18 protein-coding genes are annotated in these 20178 nt (G+C 65.3%); 8 read left to right on the forward strand and 10 right to left on the reverse strand.

Translation table 11 applies throughout. The features are described from left to right. Positions 1-74 precede the first annotated feature (74 nt). The gene (locus tag AT701_RS19765; protein ID WP_162139545.1) at positions 75-2759 is read left to right on the forward strand and encodes a glycoside hydrolase family 65 protein; all 2685 of its coding nucleotides are present in this window, start codon (positions 75-77) and stop codon (positions 2757-2759) included. 2 nt (positions 2760-2761) lie between these two features. Here AT701_RS19765 and AT701_RS19770 read toward each other — a convergent pair whose 3' ends face one another. The 4 genes from AT701_RS19770 to AT701_RS19785 all read right to left on the reverse strand — a co-directional run bounded on the left by AT701_RS19770 (position 2762) and on the right by AT701_RS19785 (position 6301). After that, positions 2762-3766 carry an Acg family FMN-binding oxidoreductase gene (locus AT701_RS19770; RefSeq protein ID WP_011729429.1) on the reverse strand — a complete coding sequence of 335 codons (1005 nt, stop codon included), beginning with the start codon at positions 3764-3766 and terminating at the stop codon, positions 2762-2764. A 28-nt stretch (positions 3767-3794) separates the two neighbouring features. Beyond that, entirely contained in the window at positions 3795-4085 is a 291-nt protein-coding gene (locus AT701_RS19775) for a carboxymuconolactone decarboxylase family protein (RefSeq protein ID WP_011729430.1), read from the reverse strand. Between the two features lie 3 nt (positions 4086-4088). Continuing rightward, positions 4089-5672: an HNH endonuclease signature motif containing protein gene (locus AT701_RS19780; protein ID WP_011729431.1), complete on the reverse strand. Its 1584-nt coding sequence runs from the start codon at positions 5670-5672 to the stop codon at positions 4089-4091. Positions 5673-5776: 104 nt separating this feature from the next. Continuing rightward, a complete protein-coding gene (locus AT701_RS19785) occupies positions 5777-6301 on the reverse strand; it encodes a glyoxalase superfamily protein (protein ID WP_036462739.1) in 525 nt (174 codons plus the stop codon). Positions 6302-6507: 206 nt separating this feature from the next. On the opposite strand from AT701_RS19785, the gene AT701_RS19790 reads away from it, so the two are divergent. From AT701_RS19790 to AT701_RS19800, 3 genes are all read left to right on the forward strand, one after another. Continuing rightward, positions 6508-7197, forward strand: coding sequence for a GntR family transcriptional regulator (locus tag AT701_RS19790; RefSeq protein WP_003895414.1), 690 nt, complete (start codon positions 6508-6510; stop codon positions 7195-7197). Positions 7198-7329: 132 nt separating this feature from the next. After that, entirely contained in the window at positions 7330-7926 is a 597-nt protein-coding gene (locus AT701_RS19795; RefSeq protein WP_014877877.1) for a TetR/AcrR family transcriptional regulator, read from the forward strand. A 32-nt stretch (positions 7927-7958) separates the two neighbouring features. Beyond that, positions 7959-8552 (forward strand): TetR/AcrR family transcriptional regulator, encoded by a 594-nt coding sequence (locus AT701_RS19800; RefSeq protein WP_003895416.1) that lies wholly within the window; start codon positions 7959-7961, stop codon positions 8550-8552. A gap of 85 nt (positions 8553-8637) precedes the next feature. On the opposite strand, the gene AT701_RS19805 is transcribed toward AT701_RS19800, so the two are convergent. Further along, positions 8638-9822 (reverse strand): lactate 2-monooxygenase, encoded by a 1185-nt coding sequence (locus AT701_RS19805; RefSeq protein WP_003895417.1) that lies wholly within the window; start codon positions 9820-9822, stop codon positions 8638-8640. 308 nt (positions 9823-10130) lie between these two features. Between AT701_RS19805 and poxB the strand changes: the two genes are divergently transcribed. Genes poxB through AT701_RS19820 form a run of 3 tightly spaced genes read left to right on the forward strand, consistent with a single transcriptional unit; the run spans position 10131 to position 12504 of the window. Next, entirely contained in the window at positions 10131-11861 is a 1731-nt protein-coding gene (gene poxB / locus AT701_RS19810; RefSeq protein ID WP_036453293.1) for a ubiquinone-dependent pyruvate dehydrogenase, read from the forward strand. 15 nt (positions 11862-11876) lie between these two features. Further along, positions 11877-12164, forward strand: a complete 288-nt coding sequence (locus tag AT701_RS36135; RefSeq protein ID WP_011729436.1) for a hypothetical protein — start codon at positions 11877-11879, stop codon at positions 12162-12164. A gap of 28 nt (positions 12165-12192) precedes the next feature. Further along, entirely contained in the window at positions 12193-12504 is a 312-nt protein-coding gene (locus AT701_RS19820) for a hypothetical protein (protein WP_003895421.1), read from the forward strand. A gap of 13 nt (positions 12505-12517) precedes the next feature. On the opposite strand, the gene AT701_RS19825 is transcribed toward AT701_RS19820, so the two are convergent. The 3 genes from AT701_RS19825 to AT701_RS19835 are packed head-to-tail and all read right to left on the reverse strand — an operon-like array spanning position 12518 to position 15089. Next, positions 12518-13210, reverse strand: a complete 693-nt coding sequence (locus tag AT701_RS19825) for a helix-turn-helix transcriptional regulator (protein ID WP_014877879.1) — start codon at positions 13208-13210, stop codon at positions 12518-12520. A 21-nt stretch (positions 13211-13231) separates the two neighbouring features. Continuing rightward, positions 13232-13636, reverse strand: coding sequence for a nuclear transport factor 2 family protein (locus AT701_RS19830; protein ID WP_003895423.1), 405 nt, complete (start codon positions 13634-13636; stop codon positions 13232-13234). Between the two features lie 49 nt (positions 13637-13685). Then, complete coding sequence (locus AT701_RS19835) at positions 13686-15089, reverse strand: amidase (RefSeq protein ID WP_011729439.1); 1404 nt, start codon at positions 15087-15089, stop codon at positions 13686-13688. 107 nt (positions 15090-15196) lie between these two features. On the opposite strand from AT701_RS19835, the gene AT701_RS19840 reads away from it, so the two are divergent. Beyond that, on the forward strand, positions 15197-16012 hold the full coding sequence (locus AT701_RS19840; protein WP_014877881.1) for a LysR family transcriptional regulator: 816 nt from the start codon (positions 15197-15199) through the stop codon (positions 16010-16012). A 6-nt stretch (positions 16013-16018) separates the two neighbouring features. On the opposite strand, the gene AT701_RS19845 is transcribed toward AT701_RS19840, so the two are convergent. Continuing rightward, a complete protein-coding gene (locus AT701_RS19845; protein WP_058126453.1) occupies positions 16019-17989 on the reverse strand; it encodes a hydantoinase B/oxoprolinase family protein in 1971 nt (656 codons plus the stop codon). Continuing rightward, on the reverse strand, positions 17986-20049 hold the full coding sequence (locus tag AT701_RS19850; RefSeq protein ID WP_058126454.1) for a hydantoinase/oxoprolinase family protein: 2064 nt from the start codon (positions 20047-20049) through the stop codon (positions 17986-17988). Before AT701_RS19850 ends, AT701_RS19845 begins: the two co-directional genes overlap by 4 nt. Positions 20050-20178 lie beyond the last annotated feature (129 nt).

Raw genomic sequence — 20178 nt, forward strand, 5'->3', positions numbered from 1 at the left:
CGTGGGTCCCCGCTGTGTCATGGTCGGCACGTGGCCCGTTGGAGCATCACACCGATGCCGCTCAGGACGACGTCGTGACCGACGACGAAGACCGGCGGCCGATAGCCGACCTACCGGACGCTCTGGATCACTTCGATGAGATCCGTGACCTGCTCGCGTTTCGCAACCCCGCGTCCCTGCCCGTGTTCATCGGTAATCCCGCCGACGACTCCGCATTCCGGACGGTGCGCCGTGACGGTATCGGCATCGTCGTCGTCACACACGCCGAAGACGAGAAGAGGTCGACCACGGCGACCTTCCGGCTCGACAGTCCCGGCGCTGCAGCCACTTTCCGGCACCGGCTGGCGCAGGAGGCCGATCGGCCCACGTCGATCGATCCGGGATGGGTGCTGACCTTCGACGGATACGATCCGGCGAACGAACGGTTCAGGGAAGCCTTGTGCACCCTGGGAAACGGCTACTTCGCGACACGCGGTTGCGCGCCCGAGGCGCCGGCAGGCCGGTTCCACTATCCGGGCACCTACGTCGCCGGCATCTACAACCGGCTCACCGACGAGATCGCCGGCCATCGCACCGACAACGAGAGCCTGGTCAATCTGCCGAACTGGCTCGCCCTGACATTCCGGTTCGACGACGGCCCGTGGCTCGACGTCGACGACACCGACCTGCAGTCCTACCAGCAGACCCTCGATCTGCGTCGGGGGGTGCTCACTCGGCAATTCCGCTTCTGCGACAAGGCCGGACGTGTCGCCACCGTGACCCAGCATCGACTGGTCGCCATGCACCTCCCACACCTCGCGATGCTGCAGACGATGGTCACCGCAGAGAACTTCTCGGGCACCGTCGAGTTCCGGTCCGAGATCGACGGCGCGGTGACCAACAGCCTGGTGGAGCGCTATCGTGACCTGTCGAACGTTCACCTCGTCGGACACGAAAAGCGTTCGCTGACCGCCGATTCGCTGTTGCTGACCGCACATACGTGCCAGTCTCACATCCGAGTGGCAGTGGCGCTTCGCAACACAGTGTGGCGCGGCGACTCGCCTGCCCGGGCCGACTACACGTTGGTCGACGACCGTCGGCGTGCTGGTCACGTCATCAGCTGCTACATCGAAGCGGGTCAGCCGGTCACCCTGGAGAAGGCCGTGTCCGTCGCGACGAGTCGCGATCACGCGACCTGTGAAGCCGCCAACGAAGCCACGCGCCGCCTGCAGTGGGTCGACCGCTATCACGATGTGCAGCAGGCACACACCACGGCGTGGGGCCAGCTGTGGGAGCGTTTCGACGTCGATATCGGCGGCAGGACCGACGAACTGCGCACCGTGCGCCTGCACCTTCTCCACACCCTGCAGACGCTGTCACCGCACGTTCGTGATCTCGACATCGGGGTTCCCGCTCGTGGTCTCACCGGTGAGGCATATCGCGGGCACATCTTCTGGGACGAACTGTTCGTCGCCCCTGTGGTCAGCCTGCGCCGACCGGCGCTCACCCGTGCGCTACTGGCCTACCGTCATCGCCGCCTACCCGAGGCTCGCCGCGCGGCCCGTGACGCAGGTTTCACCGGGGCGATGTTCCCCTGGCAGTCCGGGAGCAACGGCCGCGAGGAGAGTCCGGCACTTCACCTCAATCCGCGTTCGGGCCGCTGGAATCCGGACCCGAGTGCCCTGGCGCATCACGTGGGACTTGCTGTCGCCTACAACATCTGGCAGTACTACCAGGTCACCGACGATCTGGAGTACCTGATCGACTACGGCGCCGAGACGTTGTTGGAGATCGCCCGTTTCTGGGCAGGTCTGGCGCTGTTCAGCCGAGAACGTGGACGCTATGTGATCCCCGGGGTGATCGGTCCCGACGAGTTCCACACGGGCTATCCCGGACGGCTCTACGACGGCATCGACAACAACGCGTACACCAACGTCATGGCGGTGTGGGTGATCCTGCGGGCCCTCGACGCGCTGGATGCCATGCCCCTGGCCGACCGAACCGCGTTGCTGGAAAGGCTGGGACTGCACGGGGACGAGCTCGACAAGTGGGAAGACGTCAGCCACCGCATGTTCGTGCCATTCCACAACGGCGTGATCAGCCAGTTCGAGGGTTACGAGTCGCTGGTCGAACTGGATTGGGACCGTTATCGGCATGAGTACGGGAACATTCAGCGACTCGACCGCATCCTGGAGGCCGAGAACGACAACGTGAACCGCTACAAGGCTTCCAAACAGGCCGACGTATTGATGCTGTTCTATCTGTTGTCCGCCGACGAGATACGGGAACTGCTGGCGCGTCTGGGTTACCGATTCACTCCGAAGCAGATCCCAGAGACCGTCGACTACTACCTGTCACGCACCTCGCACGGATCGACGCTCAGCGCCGTCGTCCACTCCTGGGTTCTGGCACGCGGCCACCGCGAGCAGGCCATGGAGTTCTTTGTGCAGGCCCTGAATTCCGATGTGGCCGACATCCAGGGCGGCACAACAGCCGAAGGCATCCATCTGGCCGCGATGGCCGGAAGCGTCGACCTGCTGCAGCGGTGCTTCACCGGCTTGGAAACCCGCGGCGACCGACTGGTTCTCGGCCCGTGCTGGCCAGAAGCGTTGGGAGTACTGTCCTTCCGGATGTACTACCGCGGTCACAACTTGCATCTACGTGTCAGCGGCCGAACCGCGTCCGTGATCTCCGCCATCGGCTCCGCGGCGCCCATCACCCTCGAATGCCGCGGCCGCACCTGGCAACTCTGCGCCGGCACCACGATCGACGTCGGCTGAACCTACTCCGATTCCGGCTCGAACGGCGACCCGTCGAGCCATCGCACTGCGTCGGCGACGTGACGGCGCGGCGTCGGAGGCAGCGGGTCGGCATTGACCGGCGCCCAGCCCACGCGCAACATCATCTGCGGGAATGCGCTGGCGCCGAACACCTCGGCCTGCACGGCATCTCGCGTCTCACTGATCTCCAGCGGTTCGGTCACCGGGCACGTCGCCAGTCCCATGGCCGTTGCCGTCAACAGGATCAGGCTGGTGGCCTCACCGGCGCGAAGGCGCGACATCCGGGTGTCGTCCGCGGTGCCCAGCGCCAACACCACCGCCCCCTCGTCGGCGCCGGCGCCTGTGTCCGGCTGCTTGAGTGCCGCGCCCGCGAACATGCGCGACGACAGCGGCGCACCGGGCTCCGGTTTCGGCGCGCTTCTGGCGGGGACGCCCGCCGTCGACGCGTACTTGCCGCTCCACGCCGTCAACTCCCGCAGGTAGCCGTCGTCGGCCGCGTGACGGGCGATCGATTCGGCCACGATGTCCTGTAGTCGTGACAGCGACTCGACGCGGCGCAGCATCACCCCTGCTCGGGCCGCGCGCGCACCCATCATCGCGATGTCCGAATGCGATACCGGCCATGCGCTGTAGTGGCGTCGGTCCGTGCGTCGCCGTGGAATGGCCGCGGCCAATGCGATGTCGAGGTCTGTCGGAGTCTGTCGACGCAGTTCGATGGACGCCAGATGTTCGGGCTCCGCCGGATTCGGCAGGCGATGCACCGAGGCATACCACCCCAGCGCGGCGAAGGCGATCACGCAGTGGTGCAGCGCCGCGCCGCAGCTGAGGAGCAGATCCCGGCTGTCGGGATCGGTGCTCGTCAGATGCCGATCGAGGTCCGCGTACAGGTGCACGCTCCGCTCGCCGACTCGCCACTGCCACGGCTGCGAGTTGTGGATCGACGGTGCCCGCATGGCGAGAGCCAACGCCGCATGGATCGTCTCGGTATCCGGGAAGTGCGTATTCATGGCGGTCCGTTCTGACGAGTTTTCTCGATCATCTCGCCGCCGCGCGACAGTTATAAAGAGACGAAAGTCCCCTTGCATGGAGGAACTCGGACCTGTCGGGCACCGGGATGCGACTACAGATCGCCACACGGGTGAAGGCATTGATCACGATGACGACCCAGTGGACAGCCGCGATCTGCCGGGGCGAAAGGGCGTAGTTGATCTCGGTGCGAATCGCGTCGGGCAGAATCGCAGTCGAGATATTGGTGACGTACTCGGTGATGTGCAGAGCGGCCATCTCGACACGCCGATAGCACCGCCAAGCGGTCAGGCTGCGCACGGGTTACTGCATGCCAGGCCCGTGCGCATCCGGTGGTGGCCGGTCACGCTGGGCGAGGTACGCCTCATTGCGGGCGCGTTCGGCGGCGAGCCGCCGCGCTTCTTCCGCCGCGCGCGTGCGTCGGCGCCGCGGCATCATCGCCGCGCGGGCCGCTATCTCCGACGGCGTCATCGGCGGTGGCGGTGTCGGTGGGGGCGGCAGCGCGGCGGTCGTGGTGTCCCACTGCGGGAACAACGCGCGGCTGGCGGGAACCGTCGTATAGACATGCCCGGTCGGGCTGGTCCAGATCACCGTGCCGTCAGGGAGCTGCCGGTCCGACCAGCCGAGCCAGAACGTCTTGAGCAAGTGATGAATTCGGCATAGGCATTTGGTGTTCGACGGATGCGTCACGCCCGTCGGCCACGGCGTGGTGTGGTCGACGTCGCAGAAATCCGCCGGGCGCGAGCATCCCGGAAACCGACATGTCATATCCCGCATCCGCACGAAGCAATCCATGGCCACCGAGGGACGGTACGAGGCGCAGATGTCATCGGGCACGGTGAGTTCTTTGACCTTGGCGCCATCGGCGATCAACTGCGCCACCAGCGGTGCGGGCACCACCCCGCCCCCGAGGACCACCGCACCACCACGGCCGGGATGCGCCGATTGTGGCGTCCAGGGTTTGGGTTCTGGTTCAGGCGGTTTGCGAACCGGCTCGGGCGTGGGCTCCGGCTCCGGCGTTGGCGTCGGCTCGAAGTAGGGAATCGGGTTGGACTCGTGGTCGCCGTCCAGGTACCGGTCGACCGGGCCGTGTACCGCCGCCGGTTCGGCGAAGACATGAACCATGGTGTTGGCCGCCCGCGGGTCGATCCCCGCCGCAGGGCATTCGGGATCACCGCACCGACAAGTCAGCCGATCCCCGTAGTGACCCAGCACTCCCATGGCGTCCGAGAGTCGCTGCCCCTTGGTGCGTGGATCGTCGGGGCATTGCCCAGACGACATTGCCCCGACACGGTTTTTCAACGCGACAGCATCAACGTTCGTCAACCGCGCGTGAACCGAGGTGATACCCGTCTCGTCATCGGGATGGCCAAACCACACACCCCGAGACCGCACGGCCGTCCGGGTGCGACGCACCGCCGCCGGATCCACGCTGTCGACCACCTTGTCGACGGCCCCCTCCAACTCGGCGATGGTCATGGCGCCGAACTCGGCGATGCGGGATGCCAACTGAGCATCGACTGCCGCCATCGTCTGCGTGTCGTCGATCAGGCGCGTGCGCCAGGTCAGCGTCTCGACCACCCGCGTGCTCACCGCGCCCTCGGCGAACTGTGCCGCCACCAACGGCAACCGGTCGCGCAACGCCACCGCGATTCGCATCAGTCTCGACGCCGACCGCTGCCCGATGTTCAGCGCGGCCGCCACCTCGGCTGACGCGGCATCCCAGTCATCACACGCCCACCACACGACCGTGTCTTCGGAATCAGCCGTGCGCCGGTCGACGAACTCTGCGATGAACGCGAACCGCCGCGCCGCGGCGGCCGACTCCGCGCGCGACTCCCCCGCGATTCCGGCAATCAAGGCCGCGTCGTCAAGGGTTTCGCACATACGTTCGATGTTGCCATCCCGCCTGCCGTCGCGACAGGTGTGGCGGCCGATCTGTGGATGAAATCGGGTCTGGGGATAACTCTGACGACGTCGCCCGCAGCGCCTCAGGGCATGGTCTGGCAGAACCGGATCGTGTTGGAGAACGGGTCGACGACTTCGATGGTCGGCCCACCTGGGAAGTCATCCTCGACGCCAGGGTTCAGACGCCCGTATCCGGTGGCCTGCAGTTCAGCGTGCAAGGCCCTGACGTCGCCGACCGGCACCCACACCGTCGAACCGGGAGTGCCGTCGCCGTGATGCTCGGACAGGTCCAGGACGAACTGATCGCGGCGCAACCGCATGTACAGGAGCGAGTCGGCATGGTCGAAGCGGTGCTCCCATTCGACGCTGAAATGCAGATAGTCGATGTAGAACTCGCGCGCCCGCGTCTCGTCGAAGCTGCGCAGCACCGGGACCGGAACGCCGACATCTCGGCGGGCGGGCAACCGCGCCGACGCGGTACTCCAGTCTTGAAAACCGAGTTGCCGCGCGACAATCTCCAGCGCCCTGGCATGTGTGAGTTCGGCATCGGGGAGTTGATCCCGGAGCACCCGGACAGCGCGTTCGGCGTCCTCGACGGTCAGGTCCATCACATCACCCACATTCCCTGCGCCGGTACACAATTCAGCATCCGCGTCGACCGATGGACACCGTGGCTCACGCCCAGACGCTACGGGCTGCAGATATGGGTTTCAACCACGCGGCGGACATGAAACTGCACCCGTCCCGTTCGATAGGCTTTAAACACATACCCCGTATGCTGAATGCAACACTCAGCATGCGAAAGGAGCGGTGCGTGCCCTTCGAACCAGTGCAGCGCCCGGCCGGCCTCAGCGATCTGGCCTATGAGCAGCTCCGTTCCCGCATTCTCGACGGCGACTTCCCGGCCGAAGGCCGGATGAGCGTGGTGTCGATCGCCGAACAACTGAAGATGAGCCGTAGTCCCGTCAGGGCCGCGGTCGAGCGTCTGGTGACCGAGGGTTTGCTGGTCGTGACCGCGGTGGGAATCGAACTCGCGCAACTCGACCACGTCGACCTGATCGACGGTCTGCGGGTGCGGTCCCGGCTGGAGGGACTCGCTGCGAGGCTCACCACCGACCGCCTGACGGACGCCGATCTGGATCGTCTGCGCGAGAACCTGACCCAGTTCGACACGGCCGTGCGAGGCGGTGACACAGTCGCTGCGCGCAAGTTGGATCTCGAATTCCACAGCACCATCCGCGACAGATGCGGCAACGGCCTGCTCATCGAGAATCTGCGACGTGTGCAGGCCCGGGTGATCGTGGCGACTTATATGACCGCCTGGGTCCCGGCGCATGAGGTCGTGATCGACGAACACCGCACGATCCTCAAGGCTTTCGAAGCGCGCGACGCCGACGCCGCCGAGCATGCCGCGATCGAGCATCTCGAGCGCCTCATCGAGCGGGTCGTCCACCACTTCGGCGGCCCCGACGGGACAGTCGGAACCAGCTCGTCCGTCCGCTAGCGCACGTTCCCCACATTCGGGGCTGTGATTACTGGAACATCCGTTGGATTCATGTTGACGATCCTGCATGCAGGATTCAGAATAGGCTGCATGCAGGATGCAGGAGTATTGACGTGAAGGGGGGCCACCACGTTGGAAGGTCAGGACGCCTCGCGACATACGCGCAGAGACGCTGCGCGTAATCGCCGCCGCATTCTCGAAGCGGCGCGCGTGCTCGCGGACAAGGGCAAACCACTACAACTCAACGTCGTCGCACAACACGCACAGGTCGGTGTGGGCACCGTCTACCGCCACTTCCCCACCCCGGAAGCGCTTGTCGACGCACTCGCCGCAGACCAGTTCGCTTTTCTCATCGAGGAAGTCGACACCGCGCCCCGCACACTGCAGGGCCTCCGGAGCTTCCTCAAGGCCACCTTGATGGTGTTCGTTCAGGACCACACCTTTGCGAGCGCCCTGATCAATCCTGTCACTGACGAGGTTCAGACCCAGCGTGGGCGTCTTCTCGACGGAATTCGCACGCTGGTCAAGGGAACTGTCGCCGCCGACCGTTTGGCGTTGCTGGCGCTTGCGCCCTCTGACATCATGCTGTTGCTCTGCGGCGTCGGCTTCGCCGTTCGCCACACCCCCAACCGAGACGACCCGGCCTTGCTCGACCGCTACCTGAAGGCCTTGCTCGACGGGATACTTCCTCGGCATGCCGGGTGCGGCACACCGGCGGCCGGACACTGAGAAACGGAAAAATCATCCACTAACATCGAGCGATGGCATTGTGCAGTACGACCGCGCCGGTCGACCTGCGGAGCGACGGTAAACGCAATCGGGACCGCATTCTCGAAGTGGCCCGCCACCACATCGCCGAGCGTCGCCTCGAGCTACCGATGAACGTCATCGCCCGCGAAGCCGGTGTTGGCGTGGGCACGGTGTATCGACACTTCCCCACCCGTCAGTCACTGTTGGAAACCGTTGCGGCCGATGGCTTCGGTGAGATCACGACGATCTCACGCAGAGCCGCTCACGAGCCCGATCCAGCCAAGTCACTCCGCAAACTTCTCGGTGGATCCGTGAAGTGCCTACACCGGTATCCCGGACTGGCACCCGTTCTGGAATCCCAGACGTTCGCATGTTCGGAAACTGTCGAGATGGCCGCCAGCGTAGGCCGATCCGTCGAGGCGGTCCTGAAGAAGGCGCGCAAAGCCGGGCTGGTGCGGGCCGGCGTGTCCGGCGACGACTTGCGCTGGCTGATCCTCGGCGTCCACCACGCGGCCTCGATCAACATCGCGGGGTCGGGACGCCACACCCGCTATCTCACGATCGTGATGGACGGCCTTCGCCGGCCGGCGGTCGCAGACAGGTAAACAGATCGGGCGGTGCACCCGAAACGGATGCACCGTCCGATCCTTCGTTGACGACGACGCGTTCCTCCAGTGATCTGGCGGGAACTCAGCGGGTGGGACGCAGAGCGTCGATCGTCAATTCCTTCAGGTTGCGGTACCCGTCGACGGCCATGATGAGGTCCGCCTCGGCCAGTAGTGACCGAGCGACATGTTCGATGCCCTTGGAGCCTCCCAGCGCGGCGCCCCACGCGTACGGACGCCCGATGCCCACGGCCGACGCACCCATCGCGAGCGCCTTGACAACGTCTGCGCCCGTACGGATCCCGGAATCGAACAACACCGGTGTGTCACCGGAGGCCTTGACGACCTCGGGCAGGCAATCCAGCGCCGGGAGACCACCGTTGGCCTGGCGCCCGCCGTGGTTCGAGCAATAGATGCCGTCGACACCGCTGTCCACTGCGCGACGCGCATCATCGGGATGCTGGATGCCCTTCAGGATGACGGGCATCTTGGTGATCGACCGCACCCAATCGATGTCCTCCCACGTCACCGAATGCCCGAACAGGCCGTGCCAGAAGTCGGCCGCCAGCCTCGGGTTGTCGCGCAGACCCTCTGCCTCGACACCCGAATGCGCCTTGAACTTCTTCTGGAACACCGGATCGGTGACATAGTTGGTCAGGCACAACCCGCGCAGGAACGGGAAGTTCGAGATCGTGAGATCCCTTGGCCGCCAACCGAAGATCCAGGTGTCCAGCGTGATCACCAGACCGTCGTAGCCGGCTTCCTCTGCTCGGCGGATGAAGCTCTCGGCAAGGTCGCGGTCTTCCGGGTAATACAGCTGGAAGTACGCCGGCGTGTCACCGGCATGCTTGCGGATGTCCTCCAGCGAGCTCACGGCCAGCGTCGACGTGATGTACGGCACCCCCGTACGGGCGCTGGCCTGCGCGCTGGCCGCGTCACCATGGCCGTCCTGCGCGCACAGCGCGATGACCCCGATGGGAGCGAAGAACATCGGCGCCGCCCACGTCTTGCCCCACAGCTCCACCGACAGGTCGCGTTCGGTGGCCGCCATGAGCATCCGGGGCATCAACCCCCAATGCTTGAAGGCCTCCACGTTGGCGCGCTGGGTGTGCTCGTCACCGGAACCGCCGGCCACGTAGGACAACACTCCCGGCGGAAGCGCCTGCTGAGCGTGAGCTTCCCAGTCGGCATAAGACATGGGAAGAGTAGGAGCAACGCCCACCAGCCCCTGACCATAGATTTCATTCTCGTAGTCACCCCAATTGGACATCGCTCTCCTCGAGTGGAAGTGATTCACATTGAAAAGGTGGACCCGCATCGCACAAAAAGCGATGGGGCCTGTCGACCCAACGCAAACCAGCGTCGGACGTCAAGCATTACCAGATGATCATCACCGCCGCCGACCACGCTGTCAACGGGAGCCAGCGGATAGATCATCCGTTTAAATTGACGTAAATAACGGATGGATGATCCGGTTGTGCGACTCGATAAATTGTCACGCAGTGCCTAATTGACCAGCAGGCGTGAGCATTTGATCACGCCTCCACTTCCATTTGACAGCGTGGATACGGTGACCGAGTGATAACTGTCGCTGATCACATCGTCTCGGTTTTGCGAATTAGCGGGGTGCGTCGTGTGTACGGGCTTCCGGGGGACAGTCTCAATGGGTTCACTGATGCGATTCGTCGTAGTGGTGAGATCAGTTGGGAGCATGTGCGTCATGAGGAGACCGCGGCGTTCGCTGCGGCGGCGGATGCGGGGTTGACCGGGCAGTTGGCGGTGTGTGCGGGCTCGTGTGGTCCGGGGAATCTCCATCTGATCAACGGGTTGTTCGACGCGCAGCGCTCGCGGGTGCCGGTGCTGGCGATCGCCGCGCACATCCCGCGCAGCGAGATCGGTTCGCAGTATTTCCAGGAGACCCACCCGCAAGAGTTGTTCGGTGAGTGCAGTGTCTATTGCGAGTTGGTGAGCACTCCGGAGATGGCGCCGCGCATCCTGGCGATGGCGATGCGTGCCGCGGTCGAGGACAACGGGGTGGCCGTGGTGGTCATCCCCGGTGAGATCTTCTTGCAACGGATTCCCGAACAACCGGTGCGGCCGATCAGCGCGACGCGGTCGGTGTTGTGTCCGGATGAGGCGTCGCTGCAGCGGGCGGCGGATATGTTGAATGCCGCCGAGCGGGTCACCATCCTCGGCGGCGCCGGGGTGGCCGGTGCCCACGACGCGCTGGTGCAGCTCGCCGCGACGCTGCAGGCGCCGGTGGTGCATGCGTTGCGGGGCAAGGAGTTCATCGAGTACGACAACCCGTTCGATGTGGGGATGACCGGGTTGTTGGGGTTCGCCTCGGGCTACAAGGCGATCAAAGAGGCCGACACGCTGTTGATGCTGGGCACCGATTTTCCGTATCAGCAGTTCTATCCGGAGAACGCCACGGTGATCCAGGTCGATGTGCGCGGGGCGCATCTGGGCCGGCGCACCCCGATCGATCTGGGGTTGCGCGGCACCGTCGGCGACACCCTGGCCGCTTTGCAACCGTTGTTGCGGCCCAAGCACGATCGCGAGCATCTGGATCGGGCGTTGCGCCACTACCGCAAGACCCGCGCGTCGTTGGATGCGTTGGCGGTCAACGATCGTGACCGCACCCCGATCCGCCCGGAATACCTCGCCGGGCTCATCGACCGCCTCGCCGCCGCGGATGCGGTGTTCACCTGTGATGTCGGCTCGCCGGTGGTGTGGGCCGCGCGCTATCTGTCGATGAACGGCCGGCGCCGGCTGCTCGGGTCGTTCAACCACGGCACCATGGCCAACGCGCTGCCGCACGCGATCGGCGCCCAAAGCGCCTACCGGGGTCGGCAGGTGATCGCGCTGGCCGGTGACGGCGGGTTGACCATGCTCTTCGGGGAGTTGGTCACCTTGATCCAGAACCGGTTGCCGGTCAAGGTGATCGTGTTCAACAACTCCTCGCTGAACTTCGTCGAGCTGGAGATGAAAGCCGCAGGCATCGTCACCTTCGGCACCGACCTGCAAAACCCCGACTTCGCCGCGGTGGCCACCGCGATGGGCATCTACGGCCGCCGCGTCACCGAACCCGCCGACCTCGAAGACGTCCTCAAAGAGGCCTTCGCCCACGACGGGCCCGCCGTCATCGACGTCCACACCGCCCGCCAAGAACTGTCCATCCCCCCAGCCATCACCATCGAACAAGCCAAAGGCTTCTCCCTCTACGCCATCCGCACCATCCTCGCCGGACGCAGCGACGAACTACTCGACCTCATCACCACCAACGTCGCCCGACGCATCCTCGACTGACCCGAAGGAGTGAACATGTCCATCCGTACGAGGCGCCGAATCGCGATCCTCGCCGGAACCCTGACCGTCACAGCGCTCTTCGCTGTCGGATGTCAGAGCAGCACGGAGCAAGAACCGTCACCCCCATCGACAACCACGACGACAACCACGACGACGACAACCCCTGCGCCGACCACCACACCTGCGCCGCCTGCGCCGACCGAGAAAGGCCTCAGCCCCACCGGTGGCAACCTGTTCACCCCAGAGGTCAAGGCACCACCGGCGCCCACGGAACCGCCTGGGGTACACCGCCACAAGAATTGATCCCGCACGCACAGACAGGAGTTCGACCATGCTCGTCCATCGTTTCGATCGACGCGTGCTCGTCGCGTGCGCGGGTGCCGCGCTGATCGCGATGACCGCCGCCTGCGGTGACGGCGACACCTCTACCCCACCGACGTCCGGGCCGACGTCCGAGGAGACGTCGGTGACGACCACCACGACCACGGCGCCGTCCAGCGCCCCACCGGAGCCTGCCCCACCGGCGCCCACCGAGAAGAGCATCGATCCCACGGGTGGCAATCTGTTCACCCCGGGAGTTCATGCCCCTGCGGCACCCACCGTTCCGCCGGGCCAACATCCAGGGCTGCACGGCATTCCGTGAGTGGTCCGCGGACTCATCCGAGTCGGCGGGTGGGCCACCGCGACAGATCCGCCTCAAGCACCTCGGGATCCCGTTCGGAGAACACCTCCGCGGTGATCTCGAGGTGCCGGATGCGGTTGAGCTGAAATCCGCGGATGCCCTCGCGGAGCCGACACCATCCCACGAACAGCCACGCGTCGCCTCCGCGCAGCAGACCCATCGCCTCCACATCACGGGTGGTGCGCGTCTCGCCGTCCTCGGAGGTGTATTCCAACCGCACGACTCGGCGCGCGGCGATCGCCTCCGGGATCAAAGAGACCGCCGCCTCGGACGGTGATGGGGCGTCGATGACGAACATGGATGCCAGCGCCTCATCGATAGGCGCGAGTTGATCCTCGCGGCTGATCGCGAGGATCTTCGCCCGTGCCCGACGCGCCGCGGCGCCGTACGGCGAGGTCTCCAGCAAGCCGAGCCCCGTGAGCACCGCCAACGACTCCGGCACAGTCAGATTCAACGGCGGCAGCGAATGTTCCCGCAGAATCGAATACCCGCCGGACACACCATGGTCGGCATAGATGGGCACCCCGGCGAGTTGAAGGGATTGAATGTCGCGCTCGATCGTGCGCTTCGACACCCCGAACTCCTCGGCGATCCGGGCGGCCGACAACGGTTTGCGCGATCCGCGCAGCAGATCAACCAACGCGTACAACCGTTCGGCTCTCCTCACGCAGTCGAGTCTCCCCTGACCTCACACCGAATGTGTTCGTGTCCCGGTCGTCGACCACACCTCGCGGATCAGCCCGTTCTCGGTGAAGTCGAAGACGTCGATCCCGCCCACGGCAACCTCCCCGTCTTGCACGTTCCACAACATCCTCCCGTGGGCGCCGTCGACGGCACGCGACACCTCGGTGAACACCACTCTCGGGTGGCGGACGCGCCACCGTTCCAGAAAGCGGGCGAAGCTCTCTGCGCCGAGTACATCGTCACCCGGGTTCGACCCGTCCGAATCGGAGATCAAGAAGTGAATCCGGAAATCGTCGCTGCAGATCCGACGTGCGATCCTGCTGTCCGAGTTCCACATCCGCAGCCACACAGCGAGTGCCGCATCGGCAACAGCCGCGTTGATGTCCAGCGTGTTCGTGTTGTCGTCCATGGCACCAGGATCAGACACCGTCGCGACAACGGTATGTCGGTGTTTGCCCTCAGATGCCCGGATGCTGGTTTCGAACGGGACTGACCGACTCGAGCAGGGACGCCAGATTCAGAACTGTGGATTCTGCAAGCCAAGTGGAGATCAGTTGCACATTGATCGGCAGCCCAGCGCTGCTGGTGCCGAAACGTAGCGACAGCGCCGGCAGCCCGGTGACGTTGAACGGCACGGTGGCGCCCATGATGTAGGTTGCGTCCACCGTTTGGCCGTTGATGTCGAATTCCTTGGCGCGATGCTCGTGTGCAGGAACGGGAAGGACTGGGGCCAGCAGCGCGTCGTAGCGGCTGAAGTAGTCGGCGAACCCGTCGCGCAGACGTTCACCGGCCTGTTCGGCTTCGACGAAGTCCTGTATGGACGTATCCGGTGTTGCCAGAATACGTTTGGAGATGGCGAACAGTTCCTCGTCGCCGCGTCCGGCAGTGGCCTCGGCGAAGGCAGGTTTGAGTTCCATGACGTGCAGACGCATGAAGACATCGAGGGCGAAGTCCCGTTCCAATGCCGGGATGCGCACCGGTTCCACGGCGAGGCCGATACTGCTCAGTGCCTCGGCCGCCGCGCGCACGGTCGCAGCGACCTCGGCGTCGATGGGCCCGAACCCTGGTTCGACCAGCCAACCGACCCGCAGCGAATCAACGGCAGCGGTTCCCGCGTCGAATCGGACAGGGCTGATGGCGAACGCATCGGCTCCGTCGGGGCCGGCCAATAGCTCGTAGGCCAGGGCGAGGTCGCGGACCGTGCGCGCCATCGGACCGACGTGCCAGAAACGGCGCGGTACCCGGGGCCAGACACCGGTCATCGGGATACGGCCGTGGGTGGCCTTGAGAGCGGCAATTCCGGTCTGGGCAGCGGGGCCTCGCACCGAGATTGCCAGGTCGGTGCCCAGACCCAGCGGCGACAATCCGGCGGCGATCGCGGCCGATTCGCCGCCACTGGAGCCACCGGGGGTGCGATCGAGATTCCACGGGTTGTTCGATCGGCCCGTGAGCAGGTTGTCGGTCTCGGTGGAATAGGAGAACTCGGGCAAGTTGGTCTTGGCCAGCACGATCGCACCGGCCGCCTTCAGTCGGGCCACGCTGACCGCGTCGGTCTGCGGGATGCGTCCGGCGAAGATCGGCGAACCTCGCTGCGTCAGCACGTCGGCGGTGTCGATGGAATCCTTGACGGTGAACGGCACACCGTGGAGCGGCGGCAGATCGTCGCCGCGCATGACCGCGGCTTCGGCGGATCTTGCCTGGGCGAGCGCCCTTTCGGCCACGGTGACGATCGCATTGATCTTGGGATTGACCGCCTCGATGCGGTCCAGGTGCGCCTGCACCACCTCAACGGGTGACAGTTGACGCGAGCGGATGAGCTCCGCGAGTCCGGTGGCGTCGGAATAGATGATGTCAGTGCTCACCTCGGTTGCCTTTCACGAACAGTTGGTACTGCCCCAGCCTCGGCCTCCACTCCTCCCCGTGACAACACCGTTCAGGTTTTCTGAACAATGTCGTGCACACTTGTGTGATGACGACCCTCGACATCACCGTGCTTCGGACATTCGTCGCGGTGACCGCATTCGGCGGAGTGCGACGCGCCGCACAGGCGCTGCACCTGTCGCCTGCTGCCGTCAGCAGCCACGTCCGCCGCCTCGAACGTGAACTGGGATGCCGGCTGGTCACCGCTCAGGGTCGCGGTATCGGTCTGACCATCGACGGGGAGGAACTGGCCTCCCGGGCGCGAATGATCCTGCAGGAACACGACGACACCGTGTACGCGCTGCAACGACCCCGCGACGACCAGCTTGTCGTCGCCGCGAGTGAGCACGCCGCAGAGTCGCTGGTGCCCACGGTGGTCTCGACGTTGAGCGAGGCCTATCCCGACCACGAAATCACGCTGCGGCTCAACCGAAGTGAGCGTGTGCGTCAACTCGCCGACGACGCGCGTGCCGATGTCGGGATCATGCTCACCCGGTCCGGACACGCGGGAGTCAAGGTGGCCGCCCTGCCCCTGCAGTGGTTCGGCACGGAAACCGCCAGACGAGACCGCATCGTCCTGTTCGCGCGTCCCTGCGCCATCCGTGACCCGGCCACCGCGTCACTGACTGGTCTCCCCTACCGAATCGTCAAGGAGGCCGTGGATCTGACCTGCCTTCTCACCGCCGTGCGGCAGGGCTACGGAGTCACGCCGCTGCCACGCACCGGTCCCCTGCCCGAAGGTCTCCGTCACATCACCGATCTCCCCGGCATTCCCAGCGTGAACCTCTACCTGACCACCAGCAGCCGCATCGACCTGCACGTTCGCACCGCGCTACTCGAGGCGTTGCGCACCGCCATCCAGTGATGCCGATCAGTCCCAGTGCGAAGCCGCACGCACGTGGAGCAAGTCGCGGAACTGTTTGGTGGTGTTCGGCAGCAGTTCGCCGGTTCCCCAGTCGACGATGACGCCGTAGCGGCGCAGCAGATCGAAGGTGTCGAGCTCGCCGTCGCGGAACCGCTCGGCGACCTCCTCGGGATCGGTGTCGAGCCACTTCCTGCGCGCTGCCCTGATTTCAGTGCGCAGCGCTTCGGTTGCGCCACGGTCGATCTCGTACTCGTCGATCTCCAGGTCGATCGGCGTGATCACCACGCCGTAGTCGCGCGCGGCGCCGGCGATGGTCACGTATCCGTCGATCACGTCCTCCAGGACCTCTTCGGGTGCACGCCTGAGAGGGTCACCGAGTCCGCCGCCGCCTGCCGACGGCCGCTCGAAGGTGTCGCCCGCCTGCACCGCAACGTTGGAGAACACCGAACCGAGGAACTGTTCTTCGGCCGTTCCACGATTGAGCCAGACGCCGTGCGGGATGGACGGCAGCCCACCTTCGATACCCCAGGTGACCGAGCGGGAGCGGTCGCAGCAGTACGACATGACGGTGTTCTCGCAGTCGGTCAGTGTGCCGCCCTTGGTCACGCCGCAGCCCCCGCGGTGCAAGCCTGGACCGCCGGAGTCAGGGATGATCGCGTGCTTGGTCGTCAGCACGGGCGTCAGGCGTTCCTGCCCCTCGCACGGCTGGACGGCCAGCCCCACGCCGAACACGGGTGCCGTGGCCGTGGAACCGTCCTTGGTGCTGCGGCCTCCCCAGCCGCCTGCCATCCAGTCGTACCACATGAAGAACGGACGATCGTCGCCACGGGCGTCACGGCCGCCGACGAGGAGGTACTCGAGGTTGAACGAGCACGCGATCGCACGTTCGGGCATGATTCCCGACCACAACTCGAAGATGGCGTTCATGATCTTCTCGTATGGGCCGGAACAGAATCCGGTCACCGCCACCGGCCATCCGGCGTTGACGACGGTGCCTTCGGGTCCGATGTCGGTGGTGATGGCGGCATACAGTCCCGAGTTGAGCGGCACGTCGGGGAAGAAGGTCTTGGTCCCCGCGACGATGCCCGAGAAGGCGGTGCCGTAGCCACAGTTGAGGAAGCTCGCAACGGCCGGGGCGCTACCGGAGAGGTCGTAGCTCAGCTGGTCGCCCTTGATCGTCATCTTGACCCGGATCGGCACCATCCCTTCGGGTTTGGAGGGATCGGAATCGAGGAAATCCTCGGTCACCCACTCGCCGTCGGGAAGGTCCGCGACGCGCTGACGGACGATGCGCTCGACGTAGTCCTGGACCTCGGCCATCGCTTCGACCACCGTCTCGCGACCGTACTTGGCCACCAGACGGTGAATCTCGCGCTCGCACACGCCGGTTGCCTCGGCCTGTGCGTGCAGGTCGCCCATGCTGATCTCCGGCGCGCGTGTGTTGGCCACCAGCAGCTTGGCGACATCCCCGAGGAACCGGCCCTCGTGCCAGATGCGCACAGGAGTGATCCGCAGACCTTCGGCGAAGTGCTCGGTGGCGGTGACGTCGAACGACCCCGGCACGCTGCCGCCGATATCGGCCCAGTGGCCCTTGTTCTGGGCGAACCCGATCAACTCATTGTCGGCGAAGATCGGCCGGATGAAGCTGACGTCGTTGAGGTGCGTACCGCCACGGTACGGGTCGTTGACGCAGAACACGTCACCGGGATTGATGTCACCGCTGAACTCCTCGAGCACGGCCTTGCACTGGAAGTGCAGTGTTCCGACGTGTACCGCGATGTCCTGGCTGCCCTGCATCACGGTGTTGCCCTGTGCGTCGCACAGCGCAGACGAGAAGTCGCGGCTGTAGATGACAAACGAGTAGCAGGTGCGCAGGATCTGCTCACTCATGAGGTCGACGGACGTCACGAACGCGTTCTTGAGGACCTCGAAGGTGACCGGGTCGAGGCGCCGGCGGGTGGTGGTTGCGACGGTCACTGCTGCTCCTGGTGGATGTGGATTCGGATGTTGCCCCACTCGTCGACGACGGCCGTGGTCGACGGCGGGATGACGGTGGTCGAGTCGAGCTGGTCGATGATGGCGGGCCCTTCGATCGAATTTCCGGCGACGAGCTCGTCGCGGTCGAACACCGGCGTCGCCACGCGCCCACCAGCTTCCTCGAAGTAGACCTGGCGCACGCCCAGTGGCGACGGCACCGGTGTGTCCGACGGATCCTGCTGAGGGAAACGGGGTTTCGGTGTCTCACCGATGGCACGGACGCCGATCTGGTAGATCTCGACCTCGACATCGTCACGACGGAACGAATAGTCACGCTCATGCTCTTCGTGGAAGAGTTCGACAGCCCTGTCGAGGAAACCGTCCCGGTCGTCGGCGGCGACGGTGAGCGACCGCCACTGCCCCGCGTAACGCATGCTGATGGAGCGGTCGATCCGCATGCTGTCCTCCTCGACGCCCTCATGCCGTAGCCGCGCGAGGCCCTCCTTTTCCAGCTGTGCGAACTCGGATTCGAGTTCGGCCGGGTCCACTTGAGAGGCGATGCGCTGGAACATCGCCGACAGGTCGTGGCGGATGTCGACGAGCAGACATCCTTGCGCCGAGGTGATTCCGGGATGCGGTGGCACCACGACAGTGGGAATCGACAGCTCCTTGGCCAAGGCGGCACCGTGCAGCGCCCCGGCCCCGCCGCAGACCACCAGAACGAAGTCGCGCGGGTCGTATCCACGGCGGATCGACAGCAAGCGCACCGCATCGGCCATGTTGGCGTTGGCGACCTGGATGATGTTCGACGCGGCGGTGTCGACGTCGAGGTCGAGGCGCTCGGCGATGCCGGTTCGCACGGCCTGGCGGGCGGCATCGGCGTCGAGCGTGAGTTCGCCACCGATCAGGGACTCACCGAGCCTGCCGAGCACCAGATTGGCGTCGGTGTTGGTCGGCTCGGTACCACCGAGCCGGTAACACGCGGGACCTGGTGTGGCACCGGCAGACTGGGGCCCGTTTCGTAGCGAGCCGGCCTCATCGATCCACGCCAGTGAACCTCCGCCCGCGCCGATGGTGAGAACCTCGATGCTGGGGAAGCAGATCGGGAACCCGTACTCGACCTGCCACCGTTTGGTGGTGCGGATCTCGCCGTCGTAGACCAGCGAGATGTCCGTGCTCGTCCCACCCATGTCGAGACCGATCGCGTTGGGGTATCCACAGCGGGCAGCGATGTCGGCCACCGCGATGGCACCTGCGGCGATGCCCGACGCTGCCAGCCGCACCGGGTACCGGTCGACCATCGCGGGCGTCATCGAGCCGCCTCCGGAGTGCAACAACAGCAGGTCGCCGTCGTAGCCGTCGTCGCGCAGGGATCCCTCGAGGCGGTTGACGTACCCGCTCACCAGGGGTGCGAGCACCGCGTTGGCCACGGTGGTCGACGCCCGGTCGTACTCGAAGATCTCCGGCAGGATCTCGCTGGACGTCGAGACCGTGACGTCCGGGATCTCCTCGATCAGGATGTCGCGCATCCGCCGCTCGTGGACGTCGTTGACGTAGGAGTTCATGAAGCAGACGGCCACGGTCCGAACGCCTTTGCGTCGCAGGATGCGCGCGACATCGCGCGCCTTGTCCTCATCGAGCGCGGTGACGATCGACCCGACGTAGTCGATGCGTTCGGGAACTTCGTACCGGTTGCGACGCTGGATGTACGGCGGGCCGACGTCGACGTAGGCATCCCAGAGTTCATCCTTCGTACCGTCGCGGATCTCCAGGATGTCGCGGAACCCTTCGCTGCACACCATCGCGGCGGCGGGGAACCGGCGGGTGATCAACGCGTTGGTCGCGACGGTCGTGCCGTGCGAGAACAGCGCCACCGATGAGAGGTCGACGCCCGCGGACCGCACCCCGGCGACGACCGCCTGCATGGGGTCGTGCGGGGTCGACGGCACCTTGGCGACGCGGGTGCTCTGGTCGCGCTCGTCGAAGATGCACACGTCGGTGAACGTTCCACCTACGTCGACAGCCACCCGGAGGGTTTTCGTGGCTGTGTCCAGCTTCATTGCAAAGCCTCCTTTGGTCGAGTGTGGTCCAGTATTGAGCTGCATGAATCGGTCGCCAATTGGAGAATGTGACTGTGGGCTACGCTGATATTGGAGTTTTTGACAGACGAAGGATCGGGCCGTCACAAA

The organism is Mycolicibacterium smegmatis (assembly GCF_001457595.1).
Classification (GTDB): domain Bacteria; phylum Actinomycetota; class Actinomycetes; order Mycobacteriales; family Mycobacteriaceae; genus Mycobacterium; species Mycobacterium smegmatis.

Bases quoted from the DNA above. Each gene is read 5' to 3' on its own strand.
- AT701_RS19770 (WP_011729429.1), bottom strand. From the start codon at position 3,766: ATGAATACGCACTTCCCGGATACCGAGACGATCCATGCGGCGTTGGCT.
- AT701_RS19780 (WP_011729431.1), bottom strand. From the start codon at position 5,672: ATGTGCGAAACCCTTGACGACGCGGCCTTGATTGCCGGAATCGCGGGG.
- AT701_RS19785 (WP_036462739.1), bottom strand. From the start codon at position 6,301: ATGGACCTGACCGTCGAGGACGCCGAACGCGCTGTCCGGGTGCTCCGG.
- AT701_RS19800 (WP_003895416.1), top strand. From the start codon at position 7,959: ATGGCATTGTGCAGTACGACCGCGCCGGTCGACCTGCGGAGCGACGGT.
- AT701_RS19805 (WP_003895417.1), bottom strand. From the start codon at position 9,822: ATGTCCAATTGGGGTGACTACGAGAATGAAATCTATGGTCAGGGGCTG.
- AT701_RS36135 (WP_011729436.1), top strand. From the start codon at position 11,877: ATGTCCATCCGTACGAGGCGCCGAATCGCGATCCTCGCCGGAACCCTG.
- AT701_RS19820 (WP_003895421.1), top strand. From the start codon at position 12,193: ATGCTCGTCCATCGTTTCGATCGACGCGTGCTCGTCGCGTGCGCGGGT.
- AT701_RS19830 (WP_003895423.1), bottom strand. From the start codon at position 13,636: ATGGACGACAACACGAACACGCTGGACATCAACGCGGCTGTTGCCGAT.
- AT701_RS19840 (WP_014877881.1), top strand. From the start codon at position 15,197: ATGACGACCCTCGACATCACCGTGCTTCGGACATTCGTCGCGGTGACC.
- AT701_RS19850 (WP_058126454.1), bottom strand. From the start codon at position 20,049: ATGAAGCTGGACACAGCCACGAAAACCCTCCGGGTGGCTGTCGACGTA.